26 protein-coding genes are annotated in these 19,685 nt (G+C 61.4%); 17 read left to right on the top strand and 9 right to left on the bottom strand.

The window, feature by feature from the left end:
• Positions 1-487 precede the first annotated feature (487 nt).
• Positions 488-748, bottom strand: a complete 261-nt coding sequence (locus AB0305_RS04095; RefSeq protein WP_366171632.1) for a hypothetical protein — start codon at positions 746-748, stop codon at positions 488-490.
• Positions 745-1,377: a hypothetical protein gene (locus tag AB0305_RS04090; RefSeq protein WP_366171630.1), complete on the bottom strand. Its 633-nt coding sequence runs from the start codon at positions 1,375-1,377 to the stop codon at positions 745-747. Before AB0305_RS04090 ends, AB0305_RS04095 begins: the two co-directional genes overlap by 4 nt.
• Before the next feature lie 152 nt (positions 1,378-1,529).
• On the opposite strand from AB0305_RS04090, the gene AB0305_RS04085 reads away from it, so the two are divergent.
• Positions 1,530-1,766: a hypothetical protein gene (locus AB0305_RS04085; protein WP_366171628.1), complete on the top strand. Its 237-nt coding sequence runs from the start codon at positions 1,530-1,532 to the stop codon at positions 1,764-1,766.
• Positions 1,767-1,796: 30 nt separating this feature from the next.
• Here the strand turns inward: AB0305_RS04085 and AB0305_RS04080 are convergent, their stop codons facing one another.
• Positions 1,797-2,255: a ProQ/FinO family protein gene (locus AB0305_RS04080; protein WP_366171626.1), complete on the bottom strand. Its 459-nt coding sequence runs from the start codon at positions 2,253-2,255 to the stop codon at positions 1,797-1,799.
• A 754-nt stretch (positions 2,256-3,009) separates the two neighbouring features.
• On the opposite strand from AB0305_RS04080, the gene AB0305_RS04075 reads away from it, so the two are divergent.
• From AB0305_RS04075 to AB0305_RS04055, 5 genes are all read left to right on the top strand, one after another.
• Positions 3,010-3,705, top strand: a complete 696-nt coding sequence (locus tag AB0305_RS04075) for a hypothetical protein (RefSeq protein WP_366171624.1) — start codon at positions 3,010-3,012, stop codon at positions 3,703-3,705.
• The gene (locus tag AB0305_RS04070; protein ID WP_366171622.1) at positions 3,702-4,532 is read left to right on the top strand and encodes a hypothetical protein; all 831 of its coding nucleotides are present in this window, start codon (positions 3,702-3,704) and stop codon (positions 4,530-4,532) included. Before AB0305_RS04075 ends, AB0305_RS04070 begins: the two co-directional genes overlap by 4 nt.
• 61 nt (positions 4,533-4,593) lie before the next feature.
• On the top strand, positions 4,594-6,330 hold the full coding sequence (locus AB0305_RS04065; RefSeq protein ID WP_366171620.1) for a tyrosine-type recombinase/integrase: 1,737 nt from the start codon (positions 4,594-4,596) through the stop codon (positions 6,328-6,330).
• A gap of 781 nt (positions 6,331-7,111) precedes the next feature.
• Positions 7,112-7,549 carry a hypothetical protein gene (locus AB0305_RS04060; protein WP_366171618.1) on the top strand — a complete coding sequence of 146 codons (438 nt, stop codon included), beginning with the start codon at positions 7,112-7,114 and terminating at the stop codon, positions 7,547-7,549.
• Positions 7,550-7,568: 19 nt separating this feature from the next.
• On the top strand, positions 7,569-7,757 hold the full coding sequence (locus AB0305_RS04055) for a hypothetical protein (protein ID WP_366171781.1): 189 nt from the start codon (positions 7,569-7,571) through the stop codon (positions 7,755-7,757).
• A 69-nt stretch (positions 7,758-7,826) separates the two neighbouring features.
• Here the strand turns inward: AB0305_RS04055 and AB0305_RS04050 are convergent, their stop codons facing one another.
• Entirely contained in the window at positions 7,827-8,060 is a 234-nt protein-coding gene (locus AB0305_RS04050; RefSeq protein WP_366171616.1) for a hypothetical protein, read from the bottom strand.
• A 235-nt stretch (positions 8,061-8,295) separates the two neighbouring features.
• Between AB0305_RS04050 and AB0305_RS04045 the strand changes: the two genes are divergently transcribed.
• Positions 8,296-8,598, top strand: a complete 303-nt coding sequence (locus AB0305_RS04045; RefSeq protein ID WP_366171614.1) for a hypothetical protein — start codon at positions 8,296-8,298, stop codon at positions 8,596-8,598.
• Between the two features lie 418 nt (positions 8,599-9,016).
• On the opposite strand, the gene AB0305_RS04040 is transcribed toward AB0305_RS04045, so the two are convergent.
• Positions 9,017-9,796 carry a hypothetical protein gene (locus AB0305_RS04040; RefSeq protein WP_366171612.1) on the bottom strand — a complete coding sequence of 260 codons (780 nt, stop codon included), beginning with the start codon at positions 9,794-9,796 and terminating at the stop codon, positions 9,017-9,019.
• 599 nt (positions 9,797-10,395) lie between these two features.
• Here AB0305_RS04040 and AB0305_RS04035 point away from each other — a divergent pair.
• The 4 genes from AB0305_RS04035 to AB0305_RS04020 all read left to right on the top strand — a co-directional run bounded on the left by AB0305_RS04035 (position 10,396) and on the right by AB0305_RS04020 (position 12,325).
• On the top strand, positions 10,396-11,091 hold the full coding sequence (locus AB0305_RS04035; protein WP_366171610.1) for a site-specific integrase: 696 nt from the start codon (positions 10,396-10,398) through the stop codon (positions 11,089-11,091).
• Positions 11,092-11,259: 168 nt separating this feature from the next.
• Positions 11,260-11,460 carry a hypothetical protein gene (locus AB0305_RS04030; RefSeq protein ID WP_366171608.1) on the top strand — a complete coding sequence of 67 codons (201 nt, stop codon included), beginning with the start codon at positions 11,260-11,262 and terminating at the stop codon, positions 11,458-11,460.
• 75 nt (positions 11,461-11,535) lie between these two features.
• A complete protein-coding gene (locus AB0305_RS04025) occupies positions 11,536-11,820 on the top strand; it encodes a hypothetical protein (RefSeq protein WP_366171606.1) in 285 nt (94 codons plus the stop codon).
• Positions 11,821-11,836: 16 nt separating this feature from the next.
• Positions 11,837-12,325, top strand: a complete 489-nt coding sequence (locus AB0305_RS04020; RefSeq protein ID WP_366171604.1) for a DUF1643 domain-containing protein — start codon at positions 11,837-11,839, stop codon at positions 12,323-12,325.
• Positions 12,326-12,699: 374 nt separating this feature from the next.
• On the opposite strand, the gene AB0305_RS04015 is transcribed toward AB0305_RS04020, so the two are convergent.
• The 3 genes from AB0305_RS04015 to AB0305_RS04005 are packed head-to-tail and all read right to left on the bottom strand — an operon-like array spanning position 12,700 to position 15,044.
• Positions 12,700-13,593 (bottom strand): nucleotidyltransferase, encoded by an 894-nt coding sequence (locus AB0305_RS04015; RefSeq protein ID WP_366171602.1) that lies wholly within the window; start codon positions 13,591-13,593, stop codon positions 12,700-12,702.
• A gap of 14 nt (positions 13,594-13,607) precedes the next feature.
• Entirely contained in the window at positions 13,608-14,546 is a 939-nt protein-coding gene (locus AB0305_RS04010; RefSeq protein ID WP_366171600.1) for a patatin-like phospholipase family protein, read from the bottom strand.
• 54 nt (positions 14,547-14,600) lie between these two features.
• Positions 14,601-15,044 (bottom strand): hypothetical protein, encoded by a 444-nt coding sequence (locus AB0305_RS04005; RefSeq protein ID WP_366171598.1) that lies wholly within the window; start codon positions 15,042-15,044, stop codon positions 14,601-14,603.
• Between the two features lie 19 nt (positions 15,045-15,063).
• On the opposite strand from AB0305_RS04005, the gene AB0305_RS04000 reads away from it, so the two are divergent.
• The 6 genes from AB0305_RS04000 to AB0305_RS03975 all read left to right on the top strand — a co-directional run bounded on the left by AB0305_RS04000 (position 15,064) and on the right by AB0305_RS03975 (position 18,973).
• Positions 15,064-15,666: a hypothetical protein gene (locus AB0305_RS04000; protein ID WP_366171596.1), complete on the top strand. Its 603-nt coding sequence runs from the start codon at positions 15,064-15,066 to the stop codon at positions 15,664-15,666.
• A 153-nt stretch (positions 15,667-15,819) separates the two neighbouring features.
• The gene (locus AB0305_RS03995; protein WP_366171594.1) at positions 15,820-16,965 is read left to right on the top strand and encodes a hypothetical protein; all 1,146 of its coding nucleotides are present in this window, start codon (positions 15,820-15,822) and stop codon (positions 16,963-16,965) included.
• 58 nt (positions 16,966-17,023) lie between these two features.
• Positions 17,024-17,380, top strand: a complete 357-nt coding sequence (locus AB0305_RS03990) for a hypothetical protein (RefSeq protein ID WP_366171592.1) — start codon at positions 17,024-17,026, stop codon at positions 17,378-17,380.
• A gap of 98 nt (positions 17,381-17,478) precedes the next feature.
• Positions 17,479-17,757 (top strand): hypothetical protein, encoded by a 279-nt coding sequence (locus AB0305_RS03985; RefSeq protein WP_366171590.1) that lies wholly within the window; start codon positions 17,479-17,481, stop codon positions 17,755-17,757.
• Between the two features lie 159 nt (positions 17,758-17,916).
• Positions 17,917-18,249: a hypothetical protein gene (locus tag AB0305_RS03980; RefSeq protein ID WP_366171588.1), complete on the top strand. Its 333-nt coding sequence runs from the start codon at positions 17,917-17,919 to the stop codon at positions 18,247-18,249.
• Positions 18,250-18,289: 40 nt separating this feature from the next.
• Positions 18,290-18,973, top strand: a complete 684-nt coding sequence (locus AB0305_RS03975) for an SOS response-associated peptidase family protein (protein WP_366171586.1) — start codon at positions 18,290-18,292, stop codon at positions 18,971-18,973.
• Here AB0305_RS03975 and AB0305_RS03970 read toward each other — a convergent pair.
• A complete protein-coding gene (locus AB0305_RS03970; RefSeq protein WP_366171584.1) occupies positions 18,970-19,359 on the bottom strand; it encodes a hypothetical protein in 390 nt (129 codons plus the stop codon). The two genes, AB0305_RS03975 and AB0305_RS03970, sit on opposite strands and share 4 nt — an antisense overlap.
• Positions 19,360-19,685: the final 326 nt, after the last annotated feature.

Genomic DNA, 19,685 nt, shown 5'->3' with positions numbered 1-19,685 from the left:
CACAAGAGAACTGACTTCTGGGTGCCTGGGAGGATGGTCATAAGGCGCGGTGAGCTCGGTCCCTTTTAGGGAGCGGCCTTCTGAACGTTAAGTGGTCGGATGCAAGCTTTTTTGCCGCAGGATCCGCCACGTCAAACCAAGTCCTTGAGGGGGCTCGCGAAGCGGAACTCAATAGGACAAAGGCAGCGGGCAACGTTCTTCTTCGTCCTACCCTTTCCCTCTCGATTCAGGGGCTGAGCTTCGGCGGCTTCGTGCGTCACTAGTCGAACAGGCGCTGCTGTCCGTGCGGCGCTTCGAGTCGATCACGCAGAGCCTGTTTGCTGCGCAGATGCGCTACCAAGTGTCCGGTGCCGCAGCGGCTGCAGAGCCACGAATGCATGGAGGACGGAGCGGGTGCGGTGGTGGCCGCCTGGCAGTGGTCACACAGGTGGTCGCAGGTCGGGCAGGCTAGCCAACGGGTCGACGCAGCCATAAAAAAACCGCCGGATCAGGCGGTCTTTTTGTGGGGGGCTTTCACGATGATGGTGGGCGTCTTGCGCCGCACGGTCACCGCCTGACTGGCGGGCCGGCGTCCTTCGCGCAGGCGCTGGCGGGCCAGTTCCAGATGCTCGGTGCCGGCGTCCAGGATATCGACGCTGACCGAGTCGGTTTCCCTCCGAACGGTCGTCGCGCCGTGCTTGGCCAACACACTCGCCATGCGCGCCAAGATCGCCTTCGGCGGCACGGCCGCTTTGCTCCTCGTCGTCATAGCTCTACGCCCTCGCGTTCCATATAGGCGTTCAGTATATCCCAGCAGCCCGAGTCGGGCGCGAGATCAAAGATAACATACACACCGTGCCCGTTCCTGCGCCAATGGTCGGCGCCGCCCGGGCACAACATCAACTGATTCAACGACCGGCAATGCGCCATGTCGGCAGGCAGCGCCGCGATGTCCGCCTCGGTCAGATCCGCATCGAAGCCAAAGAGGGGCCAGGTGTAGTAGCCAACCCTCTCGCGGCCCGGTCCACCGGCGGCCTCACACGACACGGAGGCGACCCCACACGCCCGCGCGGTGTACAGCTCCAGGGCCACACTGCGAATCCCATAGCCCTTGCGCTGCTTCGCGGGTAGCAGAAAAAATTGCTCGTTCATCAAGTAGCGCATCGCGCCATCGTGATCCCACCACAAGACCCGCAGCATGGGCTCGCGCAGCCACCGATGGGTGACCGTGAAGAGGTACTCGCCGCTGGCTTCCTGGCTGACCGTGATGGTGCTCCCATCAATCGCGCCGACAAACTGGGGCACGAGTTCAGCGGGAATCGGCAGATCCTCCTGCGCGACTTCCAGAATGACGGTGGAATGGCCGGAAAACAGGCGGCGGGTGATGCGATCGGCCATCGAGCGGGCGGGGCGGTCGGGGTCTGGAGGCCGCACATCCTAGCATGACGGTGGTGCTGCGCTGATCCCCGGCCGGCTAGGGATCGGCATCCAACGAGGGTTGCCTTGTGATCCAAGCTACACTGGACGTCCAACCATCTAGGAAGCAGGTCATGACGTTTCAATTCACCGAAAAAAGCGAAGACCGCGTCGGCATCAAGGGCGAGGGCCAATCGATCCTGATCCAACTCGACCACGTGATCGGCATGGGGGTGCAAGTCCGTGGCCCCGACTTTCAGGTCATTCTGAATACGACCCAGGGGTCGTTCGACATCGACCCTCCGTACTCCACGGAGGCGGAGGCCGAGGCCCAAAAGGGAAAGCACTTCGACGAGATCTTCCGCTTCTAGAGCCGGCTCCGTTGCCGGTGGGCGCCTCAGTCAGTCCCGTGCGGGTTGTGCTGCCTCGGATTTCGGGCGACCGGCCCGCATCTGTCGTCCGCGGCTCGCTTCGGCGGCCGTGACGTGCCCGGCGGCTTGGCCGGCGAGGTCCACGCGCGGCGCAGCTTCGGCGAGGCATGCCCAGTAGCGCGTGCCCCGGCACCAGGTCCGCAGCGCGTCGCGCAGCTCGGCTTCGGTCAGCGCCAACGTCGGTGCCTGGGCCAGGAGGTCGGCGAAGATACCGATCTTCAGCGGCACCTTGGGCGCCGGGTTCTTGGGGAACGCCTGTGGGAAGTGCTGTTGCAGCTTGCCAATGTTCCGCACCACGGGGTCGACCGGTGGTCTCGCGGTGGGAGCAGACGGGCGCTGGCGGGGCGCCTTCGGCAGTGCGGCGCGCTGGGCCTGTTTGGCCTGTTCGGTGAGGGTCGCCTTGAGTGCGGCCAGTTGTTCGAAGCCCATGAGTCCAGTTCGGTGAAGTGTCGCGCGAGAGTATAGCGGCGGCGCGACCCGATTGGTGGCGACGGGCGAGCGTCCGCGTGGGCGGTTGCTGCGCGGCCCACGTGGGCACGATCCGCCGCTGCTCGCAGCGTTGTCATCGCCTGAACGCCTTGCCGATAACTCCTATTACCGGCTACGACCGTGCCCCGGGCCGGTCTCTCGTCAGTGCCGATAAATGCTATTATCGGCACCAGCATTTACGCGCAAAAAGCCGCGTTTGGCGAAACGCGTCGCGGAAAAGTGAGGGTTGGCGGCCGCAGCAGGCCAGCTTTGGCGCGTCGGCGGGGCAGGGCGGTGGCGGTCGAAAGAAAGTTCGGTTGGGCGCGCGTCATGGACGCCTGCGCGCGCTATACGGTCAGGCAAGCGCACGGTGCGCTTGCGCCGGGGGCGCCAAGGCCCCGGGCAACGCAGCCAACAAGGAGGCCGCATGCCTTTCCAACACCAAGCCAGGTCCAGGACCTTCACCAGCCGCGACTCGACCCTTACTCGTGCGTGTTTTCCATCTCCAAGCGCCCGGCGGAATCCTCCGCCCCTGGCGGTTCAGCGCGCACGGTGCGCGCGGGAGCGGCAAATGCCACGATGGTGTGTGCAGGTCCTGTGGGGCCTGTTGATAGTGATGGTGGTTGGATGGCCCACGGTGGTGTCCTGACCAGTGAGTGCAACGAAATGCCCCGCCCCGACCATGGGGCGGGGCCCTTGCAAGGAGAACCGCGGCATGACGGGCATTCCCTCCACGCGCCGAGCCGATCGCGGCGACCGCGAACCCTCAGCGGGCGCGCGCCCACTGCGGCCGCGCGCCGGCGTGAAGCTGCGCGCGTTCGGCCTCGCCGCCGCGTTGTGCCTGTGGGCGAGCGTCGGCACAGCCGCCTGCGTCACGACCGAGAGCCTGCCAGGGCTCGACCAGACCACCGTGCCCCGCGCGGATGGCCCGCTTGGCCTGAGCCTGTCACAACTTCTCGACGGCCGGCCCGTGCAGCGCCGCGAATCGGAACCCAGCGCCACGCTCGGCCAACTCACCACGGTCACGCTGTCGAAGCACCTGTGGGTAACGGCGGAGGGTAGCGGCGCGCAGCCCGCGCGCTTCAGCCTCACGCTGATCTCGCCCGACGCGAGCGCCCAGAGCGCAGCCGATGCGCGCGAGTCGTTGGCCGTCGTCGCCAACGCGTTCGGCGCCCGCACGCTCGACCCCATTCTCGACACCGTGATTTGGTATGGTCAGCTGGTAGCGGAGTTGCGGCGCCAGGTCAGCGAGGCGCAGCGCACGCTCCCACCGTCGAATCGCAACGTGTTCTTTACGGTGCAGGAGCGCGGACCGTATCGGGTGACCGCCTACATCATGCGCCTGCAGTCGGTCCTGACCCTATGTTTCGAACCCCGGCCCGGCCAACCGCTGTCCGGAGCGCAACCATGACGCCCTCAGAAGATCCGTCGGGCGCGGCCCCTCGCTCGCGCCGTCTGCCGACCGGCTCACGCGCATCGATGTGCCCGGCTTTGCGGGTAGTGGCGTTGGGCATGCTCGCCATGTGCGTCGTGATGAATGTGTCGCGCGCCGAACCCACCGCCGCGCGCGTGGTGAGCCTCGGGCAGGCGCGGATCGTCCTGCCCGTGGCCGATGGCTTGCGGGATGTCACGGACGAGCCGCGCGGTGCCGCCATGGGCGCTGCCGTGATGGAACCCCAGGCGCAGTTGCTGGCGTTCCAGGTGCGGCCCGAGGACAGCCGGTCCGGGTTCCTTCTCATCAAGACCGGCCGGGACATGGCCACGCAGGACATCAGCGCCGCACAATTTGCCGGCTACACCGACTACATGCGCAGCGTGGCGCAGCACCAGCGTCACTACGATGACCTGGCCGACGCCACCAATCGGCAGATGGATGCCCAGCGTCCGGCGGTCGAAGCGACCGCCGGCCATCGTCTCGGGGCGACCGCCTTTGCGCCGTCCCTGCTGATTGCGAACGAGCGCGATGACGACCAGGACTACGGGACCACGGTGGCGACTCGCATCGACACCGTGATCGACGGGCGTGCCGACCACTGGACGGACCTGATGTGTTCGCACCTCCTGCGCGTGCGGGCCCGGGTCCTCATCGTGCAGTGGCATGCCCGGCTGGCCCAGGCCGGTGACATCGATCGCCTGCGCGCGGCTTGCCGGAACTATGTGGCCGCGCTCCAGGAAGCGAATTCGCCGCAGGACGTGGCACCGGCGACGCCCGGTCCCATCCCCACCCCCGCGCCATGACGATGCCGTCTGGTTTTGAGCTCCGGATGGGCCACCACCCCCTCACCGGCGAGGCACCACGGTGAGCCCCGATCGCGCACCGTTCCGCGCGCCCACCCGCGCCGAGTACGCCGCGGTCCGTGCCTGGCTGCAAGGGGTGCGGCCCGTGGCGGTCGCGAGTCGGTGGCTGTCCTTCGATCCCGACACCGAGTGGTCCGACCTCGAAGCGACGCGGGCGCTGAAGACGCTGCGCACGACCTTGGCCCAGCTGGCGCTGCGACACGGCCGTGAGCCTTTGGCCAAGCTGCTCGCGGCCCGCGCGCCGGGCGCGGAGGCCGTCGAGTCGATGCTCGCCGGGCTGCGCGAGCTGGAGCGGCTGGGCACGCCTGCACCGGCGCTCACGCACGACGTACGGCTGTGGTTCGCTGCGCCGTTGGCGCGTCGCCTGGCGAACGCCGGCGTACGCACCTTGGGCGACTTGATGGCGTTGGCCAACGACCTGGGCGCCAGCTGGTGGCGGCGTGTGCCGCGCGTTGGGCGCCATGCCGCTGCGACCGTGGTCCGCACCCTGGTGGCCGCCGAAGCGACGTTGGGGCGGTTGGGCGCGCACGTCACGGGCGCCCCGCTGCCGGTGCCGATGCTCGCGCCGCCCCTGACGCCCGCCGCGCCGCGCGCGGTGCCACTCGAAGCGATCCGCCTGCCGGCCCAGTTCGACGGCAGCGCCGGCGTCAATCGGGGCGAGCTGCGCCGCTGCCGCATCGCGGCTACCAACGACTACGCGGCGATCCAGACCTGGCTGTCGCTGTGGCCGACCGGCAGCCATACGTGGCGCGCGTACCGCAAGGAGGCCGAACGCTTCCTGGCCTGGGCCATCCTGGAGCGCGGCAAGGCGTTCTCGGATCTGCTGACCGACGACTGTGTCGCCTATCGGGCCTTCCTCGCGACGCCGGAGCGTGGGCTGCGCTGGAATGGACCGCCGGTCGCGCGCCACCTGCCGGGCTGGCGCCCGTTCCAGGGGGCGCTATCGCCGCGCAGCCGCGCGTATGCCGAACAGGTGTTGGGTGCGCTGTGCGCCTGGTTGGTGGGGCGTCACTACCTCGACTCGAATCCCTGGGAAGGGGTGCCGGCGCTGCGCGTGGCCGAGCCCGCGATCGACCCGGAGCGCGCCGTGCCGGAGCCGATCTGGCAAGTGCTGGTGCCCTGGCTGGCGGAGCAGGCCGCCGACGATGCGCGCTGGCGCACGATTCGTGCGGCCGTGCTGCTGCTGCGCGATTCGGGCATGCGGATCTTCGAGGCGGCGGCGGCCGAACGGGCCGAGCTGCGGCTGGTGGCGGGCGACGGGCCCTTGTGGGGCGAAGTGAAAATTGTGGGCAAGCGCAACAAGGTGCGCCAGGTGCCGGTGAGCCGTCGCGCCCACGACGCCCTGACGCTGCACTGGCGCGACCGCGGCGTCGAACACACGGGGGAGGGACCGCTGCTGGTGCCGGCGGAGGCCGACACCTTGCCGCGCGTGCGCGCCAAGGTTGCCGCCGGCCGGGCGGGGTATAGCGACCGCGGCTTGCGCAAGCTGGTGGAGCGGGCGGCGGAAGATTTTAGGGCGTACCTGGAACAGGCGCATCCGGCGCTGCTCGCCCAGTCCGGCCACCTGCATCCGCACGCCTATCGCCATGCGTTCGGCACGGCGTCTGCCGAAGCGGACGTGCCGGTCGACGTGGTGCAGAGCTATCTGGGGCACGCCTCACCGGCCACCACGGCGATCTACAACAAGGCCGGCGCGCGCCGGCGTCAGCGCGAGATCGCCAAGCTGCTGGCGCAATAGGGTAGGGCGGCTGTTGAGTCGTGCATTGGGGTGCGGTGGTGCATCCGGCTGTGGACAGCCGCTGGCGCGGCCCGTCTGGACAGACTTTGGACAACCTGATGGACGGCCGCCGGCCGCCCACGAGGTTGCCCACCGCCTGCCCCCACTTGCCCACAGCAGCATTAGGAAGCAACGCAACGGCACGAGCGACTAGGCAGAGAGAACAACCCAAAGATGGATCACGTCGCACCGTATCGAGGAGCGGCGAAGCAGAGCCGCGAGAATCAATGGCAAGAGTGCGCGATCACCTTGGGTAACTTACCCAGATTGAGTTAATCAATCTCTTCAATGGCAGAGCATGTGCCTCCGCCGATACCATTCTGCAATGATGGCTTAGAAAGCGCGTCAGGACGACGCCCGATGCTGACCGGATGTCCGCGAAAAAGAGCCGGAGGAGACATGCCAAACGTAGATTTGACGCAAGCGAAAATGGTTCGTGGCGCGAACGACGAACAGACTGCCAATCAGCTAATCGCCGAGGGGTGGGTGCTGATCGATGCGGCATCCGGGAATGACGAAAACGGCTATCCGTTTACCCGCTATGCGTTGGCCTGGTTCGCAGAAGTGACCGAGCGAAGAGAGACGGCGCCATTAACCATCGGGCCCCACGTTGATCGGGCGACTGATCCAACCACACAGGAGGGGGGGAATCCACCCCCTGACAGCCCTCCTGGCCCTGGCCCGCTGGGAGGCTGGGAGGGTGGCCACGGTAATCACTGAAGCGCTAGCAATTCACCGAGACATGAGTATGACCGCCTACTACAACGGATTGGAGTTCAGGAGCAAATTGCTTGCGCACTGGGCTGCCTTCTTCGACCTTGCCGGATGGTCGTGGCGCAACAACCCCGCCCCGGTTGGAGATTGGCTTCCGGACTTCTCGGTCAGCTTCGACTGTGGTCACTCGGAGTGTCCAGAGCAACACCACCTCTTGGTCTCGGTGTTGCCTATCGACACGATCGAAGGCATCGGAGGGCATCCGGCATTGGGACATTGCTATATGGTTTCAGACGAGGTAGGAAACAGGCTCGCCGACGCTGGCGCTGTGTTCGGACGGACCCCCTTTGTTTCGCGATGGGAGATGGCTCACGGAGCGGGCGGAGGAGTCGAATCCGTGCCAAATTGGGTGAACGATGCCGCAGAGATGTGGCGCCGTGCGGGGGGCCTGGTAGGGGCCTCATGATGGGGTTGGCCTTGGCGCAATTGGCCAATACCTGAAGCGGACCGATCCCAGTTTTTTATCCAAGGCTTTCGGCTTTGCCGCGCTTTCGGACACGATTCGTGCGTATCCAGAACTCACATCAAAGCAGGAAAGCGGAACGGGGCTGTGGGTCAACCTAAGGGCGGCTGGGGAGCGAGCAAGCCCTGGACAGACCAGCGATAGCCTCTGACGTTGCCGGCGAAGTCCGATGCCGTGGGTGCTTCGTCTCGCACGCTGATGCGGATTTTGACCGGAAGATTCATGTCGAAGGGAATATGCCTGCTTCTTGCAGCGCTCGGTGCGTTGCGGCTAGGGTGGCACTGAACTCTGCATCTATATAGTCGATCACGCCGAACATGATTGCCGCATTGCATTCAGGGATGCACTGGTGCCAGTGATGTTCAGTGCCGCCCGTTTGTAACATTTCTAGCAGGGCGTCGAGTCTGTCGATTGCGCGTTCACAGTGTTCGTCACTCTTGCGATCGGTTCGCATACGTCGAAGGGAAACGAGTTGCGCCCGAGCTTCGCACAGTGCGAGGCTCAGGGCTCGGGCACTACCGGGGCGTGGTGACTGCATGGCTGGCCCCATGGTCGTCGTGTGGAGCGTCGAGCGTACCGAAGAAGCGCTCGAGTACCGCATCTAGATTGTCTAACTCGGTGAACTCTCGCCGATGAACTAGGCGGTGCTCCGGCCTCGTCGGTTTGAGGCCGGCGGAGTTGGCCCGTGTATGGCGCGCCACTGGGAATCCCTGCAGATCTGGAAGCGGTTGTCCGGGAAGGCCGCCAAACCAACGGAAGGCTCGGAGATGCAGCGCATGGTCAACCACGATCCAGAGTACGCATCCGCTGGGCTTGAGCGCGAGTTGAAGGTTCACTACCACCCGGTTCGCCTTGCCACCTTCGAGCATCGCCTTCAACTGCAAGTGGCGTATTACAGGGCCACGGGTAAGCACCAAATCGTAGCCTCCGGCATCGAACTCAGCGCGCAACAGCTCCACATCGGTAACGCCGCGCTGCCACAGCCTGCGTAGAAGGTCACCAATGAATACGTGCTCGACGATTCGCTCTCGCAGAACTGAGTGCCTAGCATGGCAGCCGCTATCGGCGGCGGTGGGGGGGGCGGAGTTGGCCGACCGTGGCATGGCGTTCGCGGTCAGGTCGTTCTAAGCAATGCGCCCACCTCAATGTCCCTGCCGCCACACTGGGGGCATTGCGGTCGGCGATCGCCTGGCCCGGCGCGCTTGCGGCCCACTGCCGTCGAATCCGGCGCTAGCTCCGTAAAGCCGGAATACCTTGTTTCTGTGCGGTTCCAGTCATCGGAAGAATCGATGCGTTCTCCCGCATGGCCACAGGCGCGGCATGTCGCCTTGTAGTGATGGTGCTGCCAGGACATGATGTCTCCTCCCAGACCGAGATGGCGTTCTGGAGAATTGCGCCAACGTGTTGGACTTACCGGGCACTTTGCCTGTTTCGATTACGTAGGCGGGCCGGCGGAACGAGGCGGTCTGTTTCGCGGCGCCGCGCGTCCTCCGTCTGGAACGCAATCAGTCCGGTGTCCCGCATAACGCCACTTGCGTACTGCGACCGCGCACGCACGTCATCCTTTCTCGCACTGGATATGTTTGCGAGTTCGCTCCAGCGGGCAGCCACAAGCCTTTGCGTTTCTTCTTTCAGTCGCGCCAAGGAGTGTGTTTCGATATCGAGCCCCAATAACTGCTTTTCGACGCTTGCGAAGTCCGTTGATTCAGGGATGAACTCTTTGCCGACTTTCGAGAACACGCGCCACGTCCCTGTTGCGGTATTGAACGTGACGTGGTGGTGCGCGTCGATGGGGGCGGGGACAGGGATGCTCGAAGGCTTAAACCACCAAACCTGGCGCCACAGCGAGGGGGGTGTCCACTGCCGCAGCGCGAGTTCTGAGTCAAATTTCGGGAAACAATAGAAGACCGGAAAGCCGTTCGCTTCCAACTGCAGCAAGAGCGAATGTTGGTCCTTGTGCGTGGTCCGATTGAGATCCCACCGGTGGATGTTGCCGTTGACATGGAGGCGCTTGTACTGGATGTAGCCGCCGCACCAAGAGCCATCGGTCATCAACACATCGTAGCCGAGTTGTGCTTCCTGAGCTTGGCTGGCGCCGATGGCATACGCGTTGATCCGATGCGTTCTGCGCATCTTTTCGACAACCGTCCGAGAGACGTTCAGTTCGACGGTCTTTTCCGTGATGGCCATCTGATTCTCCCCTTTCTTCGTGAGTGAAAGCCTGCAGCGTCGATGCGGGCTGCTGTACGCCGATCTAGTTGTCAGCACTGTCACATGACACTAGGCGGATTCATGGCCTGGCACAAGCAGCAACGTCGGTGAAGGGAAGCGAGCGCAGCAGGCCCGCTGATGTGGTGATGCGGGTAAGGGACATGACGTGCGGGTCGGTGTCAGAACAGGGGCGGAGCCCGCCCGCCAATGTTTGCGGCGTTGCGGGCTAATCCACCTTCCAACAACTTTGGGAGAGGGCTATCAGCACGGCCCGACCATGGCGGTGGGGAACGAACCAGTTGCGATAGTGCTCGGTCCCCTAACCCTGGTGGCGCAGCCCGACCGAACGGGCCAACGAAACCACTGCGCTATCACCCGAGCCGCGGACTGTGAGGTCGACGCTCGGTACCGTTCCAGCGGAGATCTCCCCGTGATTGCCTGGGAGCCGATAGATGGGGTAGGGCTTAGACGGTTTTTCCGAGGACGCGGCCAAACGGGCCAGTTTATGATGGAAAGGAGCGCTCGCCGTTTCTCTCTCGTAACAGCCCCGAAATTCGGGTGTATTCCGAGATGGAGAAATGATGCACGTCAAACGCGCCAAGACCCTCAAGCCTTCCCAAATCCGTCATCTGCTTCGCGTCACCGAGGCCACCAGCCGCCATCCGGAGCGCGACGTTCTCATGCTGCTGTTGGGGTTCACTTGCGGCATGCGCGTGTCCGAGGTAGCCCGTATCGAAGTGGCAGATGTGATGTTGCCCGGTGGGCAGATTCGTGAAGAGGTAAGCCTGCGCGCCGCAATCACGAAAGGCTGCCGACAGCGATGCATTTATCTCAGCCACCCGAAGACGATCGCAGCCTTGGAACGCTACATCGAACGGCGGTGGCAGAACAACAAGGGCACGGCAATGGACCGGAGCATGTGGCGCGGGCTGATGCCACAAACGACCCTGATACTCACGCACAAGGGCGGCCCGTATCAGCTCAGCTTCAAGCACCGTATCAATGATGCAGGCGAGCAGGTCGAGTATCTGGCGGCAGACAGCCTACAGAGTTATGTCACTGGCCTTTATCGTGCGGCAGGCTTTGGTTCAGGGTACAGCAGCCACTCGGGCCGCCGCACCTTCGCCAGCCGAATTCTGGCGCAAGGGCACACGATCGAGACCGTTCAGCTTCTGCTTGGGCATGCGGAGCTGGATCACGTCGCCTCTTATCTGGAAGTGACGATGCAAGAACTGCGAGAAGCGATGGCCGAGGTGGGCGATCACTGGGGGTAAATTACCCAGATTGAGTTAATCAATCTCTTCAATGGCCGAGCGTGCTGCTCAACCTATACCATTCAGGAAAGCTGAGCGAGCGGGGCTGATATGACACGGTGCAGAGTTCGGGTGAGGGATGGTCGAGTCATAGCCGGATATGCGCACGATGGAGCGCGCCTCCGAGTCATGCCTGGAGAATATGAGGCGCAATGGATTTCCATCGCCCGCGGGCAAGACCCTACCTTTCATGCGGCTCTTCGGATCATAGATGCGGATACTCGTGGCGGCGACCTCGACGTGTTCCGTAAGGAATACGCTGACGATCTCCAAGATTTTCCGAATCTGCCTGAGGACAGCAAATTCGAGGTTCTCGCGATACTCGGATGAAAGGGAAAAAAATGGACGACGCGATGCCAGTGCATTTCCCAAACACGCGGGGTGTCTAGTTACGGGGAACATTCGATGATCCGCAAGACGCTCAATGCATCTCGGATGCAGGACGAGGTAAGCCGACGCATCCATCGCATTCACGAAATCGTCGAAGACGGCGTGAAAATTCGTGTGCCTCGTCCGCAACTGCAGGAGCCTGATGAAACGGGCTGCAACTGGACCATGAAGCATTTCGGTAACGCCGCCGGCTATGAGCGGGATATCACTGCGGTACTCATAGCGGTACGTGCTGAATACAATCTTTCCAGCGAAGCAAAGACCCCCGGCAACCCCTTCGAGGACGTGTCGGGCAACTGACATCCAGGAAAAACACGTGAGCGCGATCCTGAGTAAGTGCGGCACGTTCCGCTACCGGCTTGAGCGAGAGGTGGGGATGACGGGGCCTGTTTACGCCTACTTTGGCGTGAACTGTTCGACGGCCGATCACCGTATCGACGACAACACGGTCAAGCGCTGGATCGGCTTCACCAAGCTCTATGGCGGTTGCAGGTTTATCGTCGGCAACCCGTTTGCGTTCCGCTCACCGGACGTGAAGGATCTTTCAGCAGCTACGGACCCCATCGGTCCGGAGAACGATTGGCATCTGGCTCGCATCATCTCGGACGCGGACATTTTGGTGCCATGCTGGGGACCGCAGACTAAGGTTCCGCGGCGCTTGCGCTATCGGTACTCAGAGGTTGAGGCAATGCTGCGCGCGAGCGGTAAGCCCGTGAAAGTCTTCGGCCTATCGAAGGCGGGCGATCCGCTGCACCCGCTCATGTTGCCGTACACGACTGAACTGGTTGACTGGGTTCGTTCGTAGGACAAACGCAACTGGTCCAAAGGAACAGGAATAATAACCAGGCGCGTCCAGCGCCCCGCGGCGGCCGGTATCTGCAGCATGGGGTTGGCACTGCTCTCATGGTCGAGTTGATGGGATGGGCGGAAAACAATCCCCGCGTGCATGTTTATGTTCTGCGCAATGCTAGCCAATACTTCCAGCCTCAGTTACAGCAAGCGTTCAGGTTGTGGCTATGAGGGAAGCCCATAGCCGCAAGTCTCGGGGCAGCACGTTGAGCATGTTGCCGCGATGCCCAGCGCCAAGCCGACTGAATCCTAGCGGAAATTCGTCTACCGCGACCAACGACACCGGTCGTTCCTGGGAGTTCGCTCGCAGTAGTGGACGCCGCCGAGGTGTTACCACTCGTTCCATAGCTTCACTGCGGCATTGACGAACGCGTCGCAATTAGCCGGAGCCCAACACGTGTGGCTTCCGTCGCGGAGCAAATAATACTGTTCATTCGCGCACACCAACTCGGATTTTTGCGCGTCCTGCAAGTACCAGTTAAGTACATTGACAACGCAGTTTTGGTAGCTCCCAGTGAGCTTCGCGATAGGAACGTTATAAAGCAGCCCCTCTAGGTAGTATGAAGGGGCTGTGCCTGCCTCGATTTTTCCATCCTCAACCAGTCGGCTTCGCATGTTTTTGAGCACGCGAACCATCGGCTTCAAGTGCTGCGATGATGCTTGATGCCGAGCCGTCAAATTTGTCGAGTGCTGCTTGGGGTAGTTCGCTATTCGCTCGCCAGAGGAGTTAAAGAAACAAATGCCATCTACGTATGCGGAGTCTCCCGGTGAGCGGAAATATGAATATCTCCGAAACTGGCACGACACGATTACATCAGCTTTTCGCCTAGATTCGCTAGCGTCGATCGCAATCGCCTTGGCGCCTGCGTGGACCGCGGACGTGTACTGCGTGCGAAGCACATTCAGTACATCCTCTTTAAACATCGCTAGGGTATATTTTGCGTCAGAAAAAGCCTGTTTGTGAGCAATTTTTTCTTCGTCTGTAAGGCTGTTTAGGTCGCTGTAGAAACAATCATTTAAACAAATCACGATATCTACGTCGCTTTCCGCGTAAATATTCGTGGCATTGCCATATGAGCCCTGCAGGAAGACATTGAAGCTCTTTCCGGCGTATGGCGTTGTACTCGCTTCCAGGACGTTCTTGATACTGTTATATGTAGTGCTCGACTGAGCGATTGAGCCCTGGTGTGACCATGTCTCAAGCTGTGATTCTGGTATTGGCATGTCCCCCTCCGGTACTACATCAAGAATTTTCGCAGTGCCTCCTCGCGTGAGGCGAATGATTCTCGGCCGCGTTGGAAAAGTATGCCGAGCTTCTGTAGGTCGTGCTCGAGCAAATCAGTGGCCATTTCGGGTTCGGCATAGGTGTCGCTGATTCGAATGGTCGGTACGTCGCCGAATAGCACGTGTCTCAACTGATCCATCGACTGAGTATTGATTTCAAGCGTCTTTTGTAGCAATTGGACGCTAACCAGATACTTCTTGGCAAACCACATTTTCAAGCTGGGTTTAGGCTCTGGGTAGATGCCCACGCCGACGCTCACGATCCGAATATCTTGTCGATCGTGTTCTAATGCGTGGACGGCATCTGCAATCGCATATAGGGTCGGATTGTTGGCGCAGTATCCGCCATCGATTAGTTCGATTTCCTCGCCCATCGAGGTTGTCACTACCTTCCGTTCAAAGAAAGGGTAGGCCGAACAGGATGCTTGCACGGCGTCGGCCAACGGCACGCCAAAGCCGGGCACGAAGCTCGCCGTACGTCCGTGAGCCTGCGCAACACTTGCTTTGAAAATCATCGGGCGCTCAGTTAGCCACCGTGCAGTGACAATGCCGATACCAGTCTTCACCTGATCGAACTTGGCATCGCCAAAGACATCTTGAGCCAGGGCCTGTAGGGCTCTTGTTCTCCCGGATGCTGACTTCTCTCGCATCACTGTCGGCACATGCTGTCGATACAGTTCAAGGATGGAGTCGACGCCGTGACCGAGAGCTATCAACGTAGCGATAATGGCTCCTGTGCTAGTGCCGAAAACAAGATCGAATTTCTCGTGCAGCGGGCAACCCAACATCGCCTCGATTTCTTTCAAGACGCCGAGTGTGTAGAAGCCTTTGGCACCCCCACCGTCCAGCGTAAGTAGCCGAAGGGGACTCTTTGGGGGGGCGGAGGGGCTCACGTTATTTCCAGGTTGAGAAATTCTGCCTTACGTAGGGAATGGTCGGGAACTGTGTCAATTAAGCTGAGTAATGTTGCCGCGTTGATAACTGAATAGCTGCAATTTTGTCGCTAAATAGACACGGTCGACGCCGTTTACGCAACTCATGGCTAAGCAGCTATTGAAGGCGGATCCGCGATTCGCGACGGCGGGTGCCGCAGCAACATTCGGATGAAGTCGGTATGACCAGCCCGAAATCCGATAATCCTCTGTGGCGGTGCTCCGCGAAACAATGATGGCGCCATCGTGAACTGCTGCGTTAAGATGCAGCGCTTGCTCGAAGACTGTCACGAAATCTTCTGCCAACAATATGCCGGTGGCGGGACTTGGCTCGCGCGGCATCGGGCTGCAGCCCTCAGGCAGGGTATCGCCCGTGCAAAGGCAAACGATCACCGCGGATTGTGTGTCCGTGCGTTCGCGCAGGCGAAGGAAAATACGATCGATTCTGTCTGGGGTCAACTTACTGTTTCCTTCGATTATGCTTCATTTGCTTCCCCTGCGGGCCGCCCTACGGTTGCTGATCATACTAGTTGCGGTTGGCGTGGCGCTGATGTTCGGAGCCGGTATCCTCAGCGACAAGGAGATCTTTAAGGCTGCGACGCAATTGGTTCGATGGTCCACACTCATCGTGACCGGATCAACTCTCCTTTGTTATGCCGGATGGCGCTGGATACCAATCATACAGCGGTGGATATTTCCGTATTTGGGCGGTGATTGGGAAGGTACGCTTGTCTATTCTCGCGGTACGAGCGAGGCGACAGTCCCCATTCAGCTCCTTGTAAAACACACTCTTTTCGGGATTCGTCTCTTGCTAGATAGCGCTGAGTCGACTTCCCAAACCTTAGTGGTTCATGCAGAGAAAGACCCCGATTTCGACCGCTATAAGCTCTACTACGTCTACTTGAACCAGCGGAAGGAGGGAGTCCAAGGAGCTGGTGATCGCTACCGGGGGCTGGCAGTGCTTCGTGTCGACAATGACGGCTTGCTGCTACAAGGCGATTATTTTACGGAAAACCATCGTAGAGGGACGCTCTCGTTGGCGTACAAGAAGCCAACGGCATGGTGGAAGATTTGGCGTTAAGACGTCGGGCACGCGCAGTCGAAAGCGGTTTCTGCGCGTTCTGCTAAGAACGGACTGGTTCGCTTGAGGCCCCAATGACTTCCATCTCTGATTTGCGCAAACGTCCTTTCTTCCCATGCGGTTGCCGATAGACGAACGCAGATAGGTAAATCAATGAGTAAGCCGCAAGTTGAAGCGTTGCTGGCGCGTCACGCTGCTGCGCCCCAGGTCTCGACCCGTGAGTACGTCGAGACCCTTGTGGCAGAACTCGGAGCCTCTATAGCGGGTAGGCACAAGCTGTACCTTGATACCCGCTACTGGATTCATTTGCGTGACGCGGCCATGGGCAGATCGGTACACCCCGCTCATTCTGAAATTCTTGATCTCATCCGATCACTGGTCTCCACCGGGGTAGCCATATGCCCGGTCAGCGATGTCGCCTGGATGGAGCTCTCCAAGCAACGCGACCCTGAAACACGATTGGCAACAGCTGACGTGCTTGACGAACTAAGTCTCGGCGTAGCAATTAAGTCCGAACAGGAACGCGTAGTTGCCGAGCTCGAGCAAGTCATCATGCGTCCAGACCTAGCCGCGACGCCGCCAAATCAGGGAAACCGGGTGTGGGTCAAGGCGTGCTACGTGCTTGGCATCACGGTTCCCATGGTCAAAAATTGGTCTGATGAGCAAAACCTGCTTTTTCAGAAGGCATCTGTCGATCTCATCTGGCAGCTCACTCATCGGGAGATGGCTGAAACGGAAGGTTCATTCCAGCAAGAGGCTGATCGTTTGGAGCAGGCGGCCAAAAGCATTACCGATGCCATGCGCCGCTATTCACACGAGATTCGCAGTATTCAGCAGGCCTTCGCGGCAGAGAGCGCCGGCGCTCTTCGTGCGTTCAAGAACGCCATCCAGGCGCTTATCGTCAGAGCTTTCATGAGCACAGCAAGCGACACTGGATCCGTGACAAAGGAACAGGTCGACGTGGCAACCGAACAGATGTTGTCTGGATTGGCGAATGCGTTTCGGTTGCGGCCCAAGGTTATGGCCCAGCGCGTACCATCGCTTTACGCCTACGCGATGTGCCACGCTGCAGTGCGTATGGATAGATCGCGGAAACTCAACGCACACGACCTGCTCGATATCCATCATGCAAGTTCGGGCATCCCATACCACGATGCCGTGTTCACGGAAAATCCGTTGCGTGTTCTGGTGACGGCCGGGAATATCGCGCTCGACAAGACGTTTCAGTGTGCGGTGTTGTCGAAAGAATCCGAAATTCTGGATTACCTCCGGCGGTTCCCGAATGCACAGCCCGGCTAGAGGCGGCCTGCCGGTAACAGCCAAGAAAAACGCCGGCCTCGCCGGTACAAGTAAAAGCATGGACATGAAGAAGTCAGGCTGGATGAGCGAAGCTGGCCGCACGAGCGGCGAAAGACATGCTCGCCTCGAAGAGCAACGGCTTCGCACGCGCTCACCTGTTGACATGGCGGCCGTCGCGCTCCTCAGCATCATCATCGTTGCGATGGTTGGTTGGCTGATCTATCTGCAGCGTCAGGACGAGCGTGCTGCCACCTACGTCCGTGCGCTGCAGCAGCGCCTTGCAGCTCGCGCAAAGCCGATCCATGCGATGAGCGTCCAGGGGGAAACGCTCTATACCTGCACCACCAAGACCGGCTGGATCTACACGGCGCCAACGGAAGCCGAGTTGCGCACTCTCTGCGGGTCCCAGTCGTAGTCCGACCACCGTCTCGTGCCGGATTCGTCCCAAAAGTTGACACTGTATGGATATACAGTAGTATACCTCTGACGCTAGCCGCGCCGGACGCAGTGGGAATGCGCCGCACGCTCGGCCAGCCCACGGTCGACAAGGAGGCGGCGATGGATTACTGGACGCAGGTTTCGCCCTACGGTTGGGAGCACCCGAGCGGGTGGGCCATTGCCTTGCTGTACGTGCTGGGCCAGCCAGGCTACATGCTGTCGCGCGATGCCACCATCCATGGGCCGTTTGAGTCGCTTTGGGACGCCAAGGCCCGACACGCGATTCTGGCCCCCGCTTTTTCCGCTATCGAGGTCGAGACGCCAGAGCTGGCTGAAGCCGAGCTGTGCGATTGAAAGGCGGGGGTGGGTGGGTTGCGGTAGCCCGATGTTTTCGGATCCTGAGGTGATCGGCCGCGGCGCAAACAGGCTTGCGCCCGCCCGTTGTTGCGCTCGCTAGTTTTCCGTTTCGCCGGGGTGGGGCGGGTGCGGGGTTGTTGTGTAGCGGTGCCTGCCATGAAGAATCCGGAACGGAAGAACTATCCCGCGCTCTCCCAGGCGGAGATCCGTGCCCTCTACCAGGAGAACCCGACGCGCGCCATGCGTCGCCTGGTGTGGGAGATTTACTGCCTACATGTCGTCATCAAATCCGCCGGCGCGGTGATCCGCGCGCGCCGCATGCAGGATCAGCTCATCCCAGGCGGATTCGACTATGTGCTGGACGAATTGGCCAAAGCACTCGAGCCCGAGATCTACGTCCACGAGAACTTCCCGTCGATGCACGAGATCTACGAAAGACGCAAGGCCCGCACGAGCACGAAGAAGCGTAATAAAAAAGTCTACCGGTAGTGCTCTATGATGGCGTCCATCGCAAGACTGCGAGGTGCGCATGTGTAACAACTACGAGCCTTCGGAGCTGGACCGCATCAACGCGTTGTTTCGTACGGCCGCAGAGCACTTTGATTACCGTGCCGAGTCGTACCCCGATTACGCCGCGCCGATTGTGCGCATCAACGAGCACGGGGTGCGGGACTGCGTCGTGGCCAACTTCGGTTTTGTGCCCAAACGCAGGCTACCGCCAGGTGTCAGCTATGACACGACCAATGCGCGATCCGAGACCGTCGGCGAGAAACCGACCTTTGCGAAGTACTGGAAAGCAAGCCAACTCTGCTTGGCCCCAGCTCGCGCGATATTCGAGCCCAACTACGAGGCCGATCCCAAAAAAAGCACCCGCTACAAGATCTGGTTGAAGGAGGAGCCCGACTTTGCCATTGCGGGGTTGTGGCGCGCCTGGGATGCGCGTGCTGACGGCCTGGCACCCGGCTACAGCTTCACGATGCTCACGGTCAATGCCGACGCACACCCGCTGATGCGGCGCATGCACGCGCCGAACAAGGAGAAGCGGAGCATCGTCATCGTCCCGCGCGATCGCTGGGATGACTGGCTAGATTGTCGTAACCCGGAAGTGGCCCGGACCTTCCTGAGCCTCTATCCGGCCCAGCTGATGGACACTGCGCCGGCGCCGCGGCCGCCTCGGGCCGCCAAGGCGCCATCGAGCGACCTCCTGATCTAACGCTTGTACACCGTCGTCACTTCGCGGTGGTGGGGGGTGTGGAAGCCCTTCGGTGTCAGGTCGATCATCAGGTCGCTGAAGATCTCGATTACCTTCTCATCGACCTGCACGTGCACGATGGGGAAGACGACCTGGCCATCGTTGATTGCCTCACGATAGGCGGCCGCCGGATCGCGACTACCGGACGCATCGAACAGGGTGACGGTCAGGTAAGGGGTCTTCAGCCCCTTGGGCGCCACCGTGGCACGCAAGTATAGCTGGACGTTCACCACGACGTGGCCGGGCGGCAAGATGCCGTTGGCCTGCAGGTGGGCCGCCAGCGTGTCCGCCGTGCGGTTGTTCTGCGCGAATGCGACACCACTCCAATCGTCGTCGGAAGTGCTCATTGTGGTCTCCCGGTCTTTGTAGCGCTGGTGGGCACGAACGCGTGACTACCGATACGAGGCAGGGGGCATTCAGCGCGGCCGTTTCTGTTGCACCGTTCTGTTCCATCTTACGCCTGCGTGCGCGGGTTCTGCAGGCGTGGAGAGGCCATTGCGATCGACTGTCGACTGGCGAGCCGTAGTGGTCCACCAGGCTGTGGACAGCCGCTGGCGCGGCCCGTGTGGATAGCCTGATGGACAACCCGATGGACAGGCTGCGCCTGCCCACAGGTTGCCCACGAGGCTACCCACACTTGCCCACAGCAGCACCAGTGTGCGAGCCCACATCA

It is taken from the genome of Arthrobacter sp. NPDC080086, assembly GCF_040702285.1.
The sequence above is the reverse complement of the archived record's forward strand: the minus strand, read 5'-3'. Positions and strand labels throughout refer to the sequence as shown.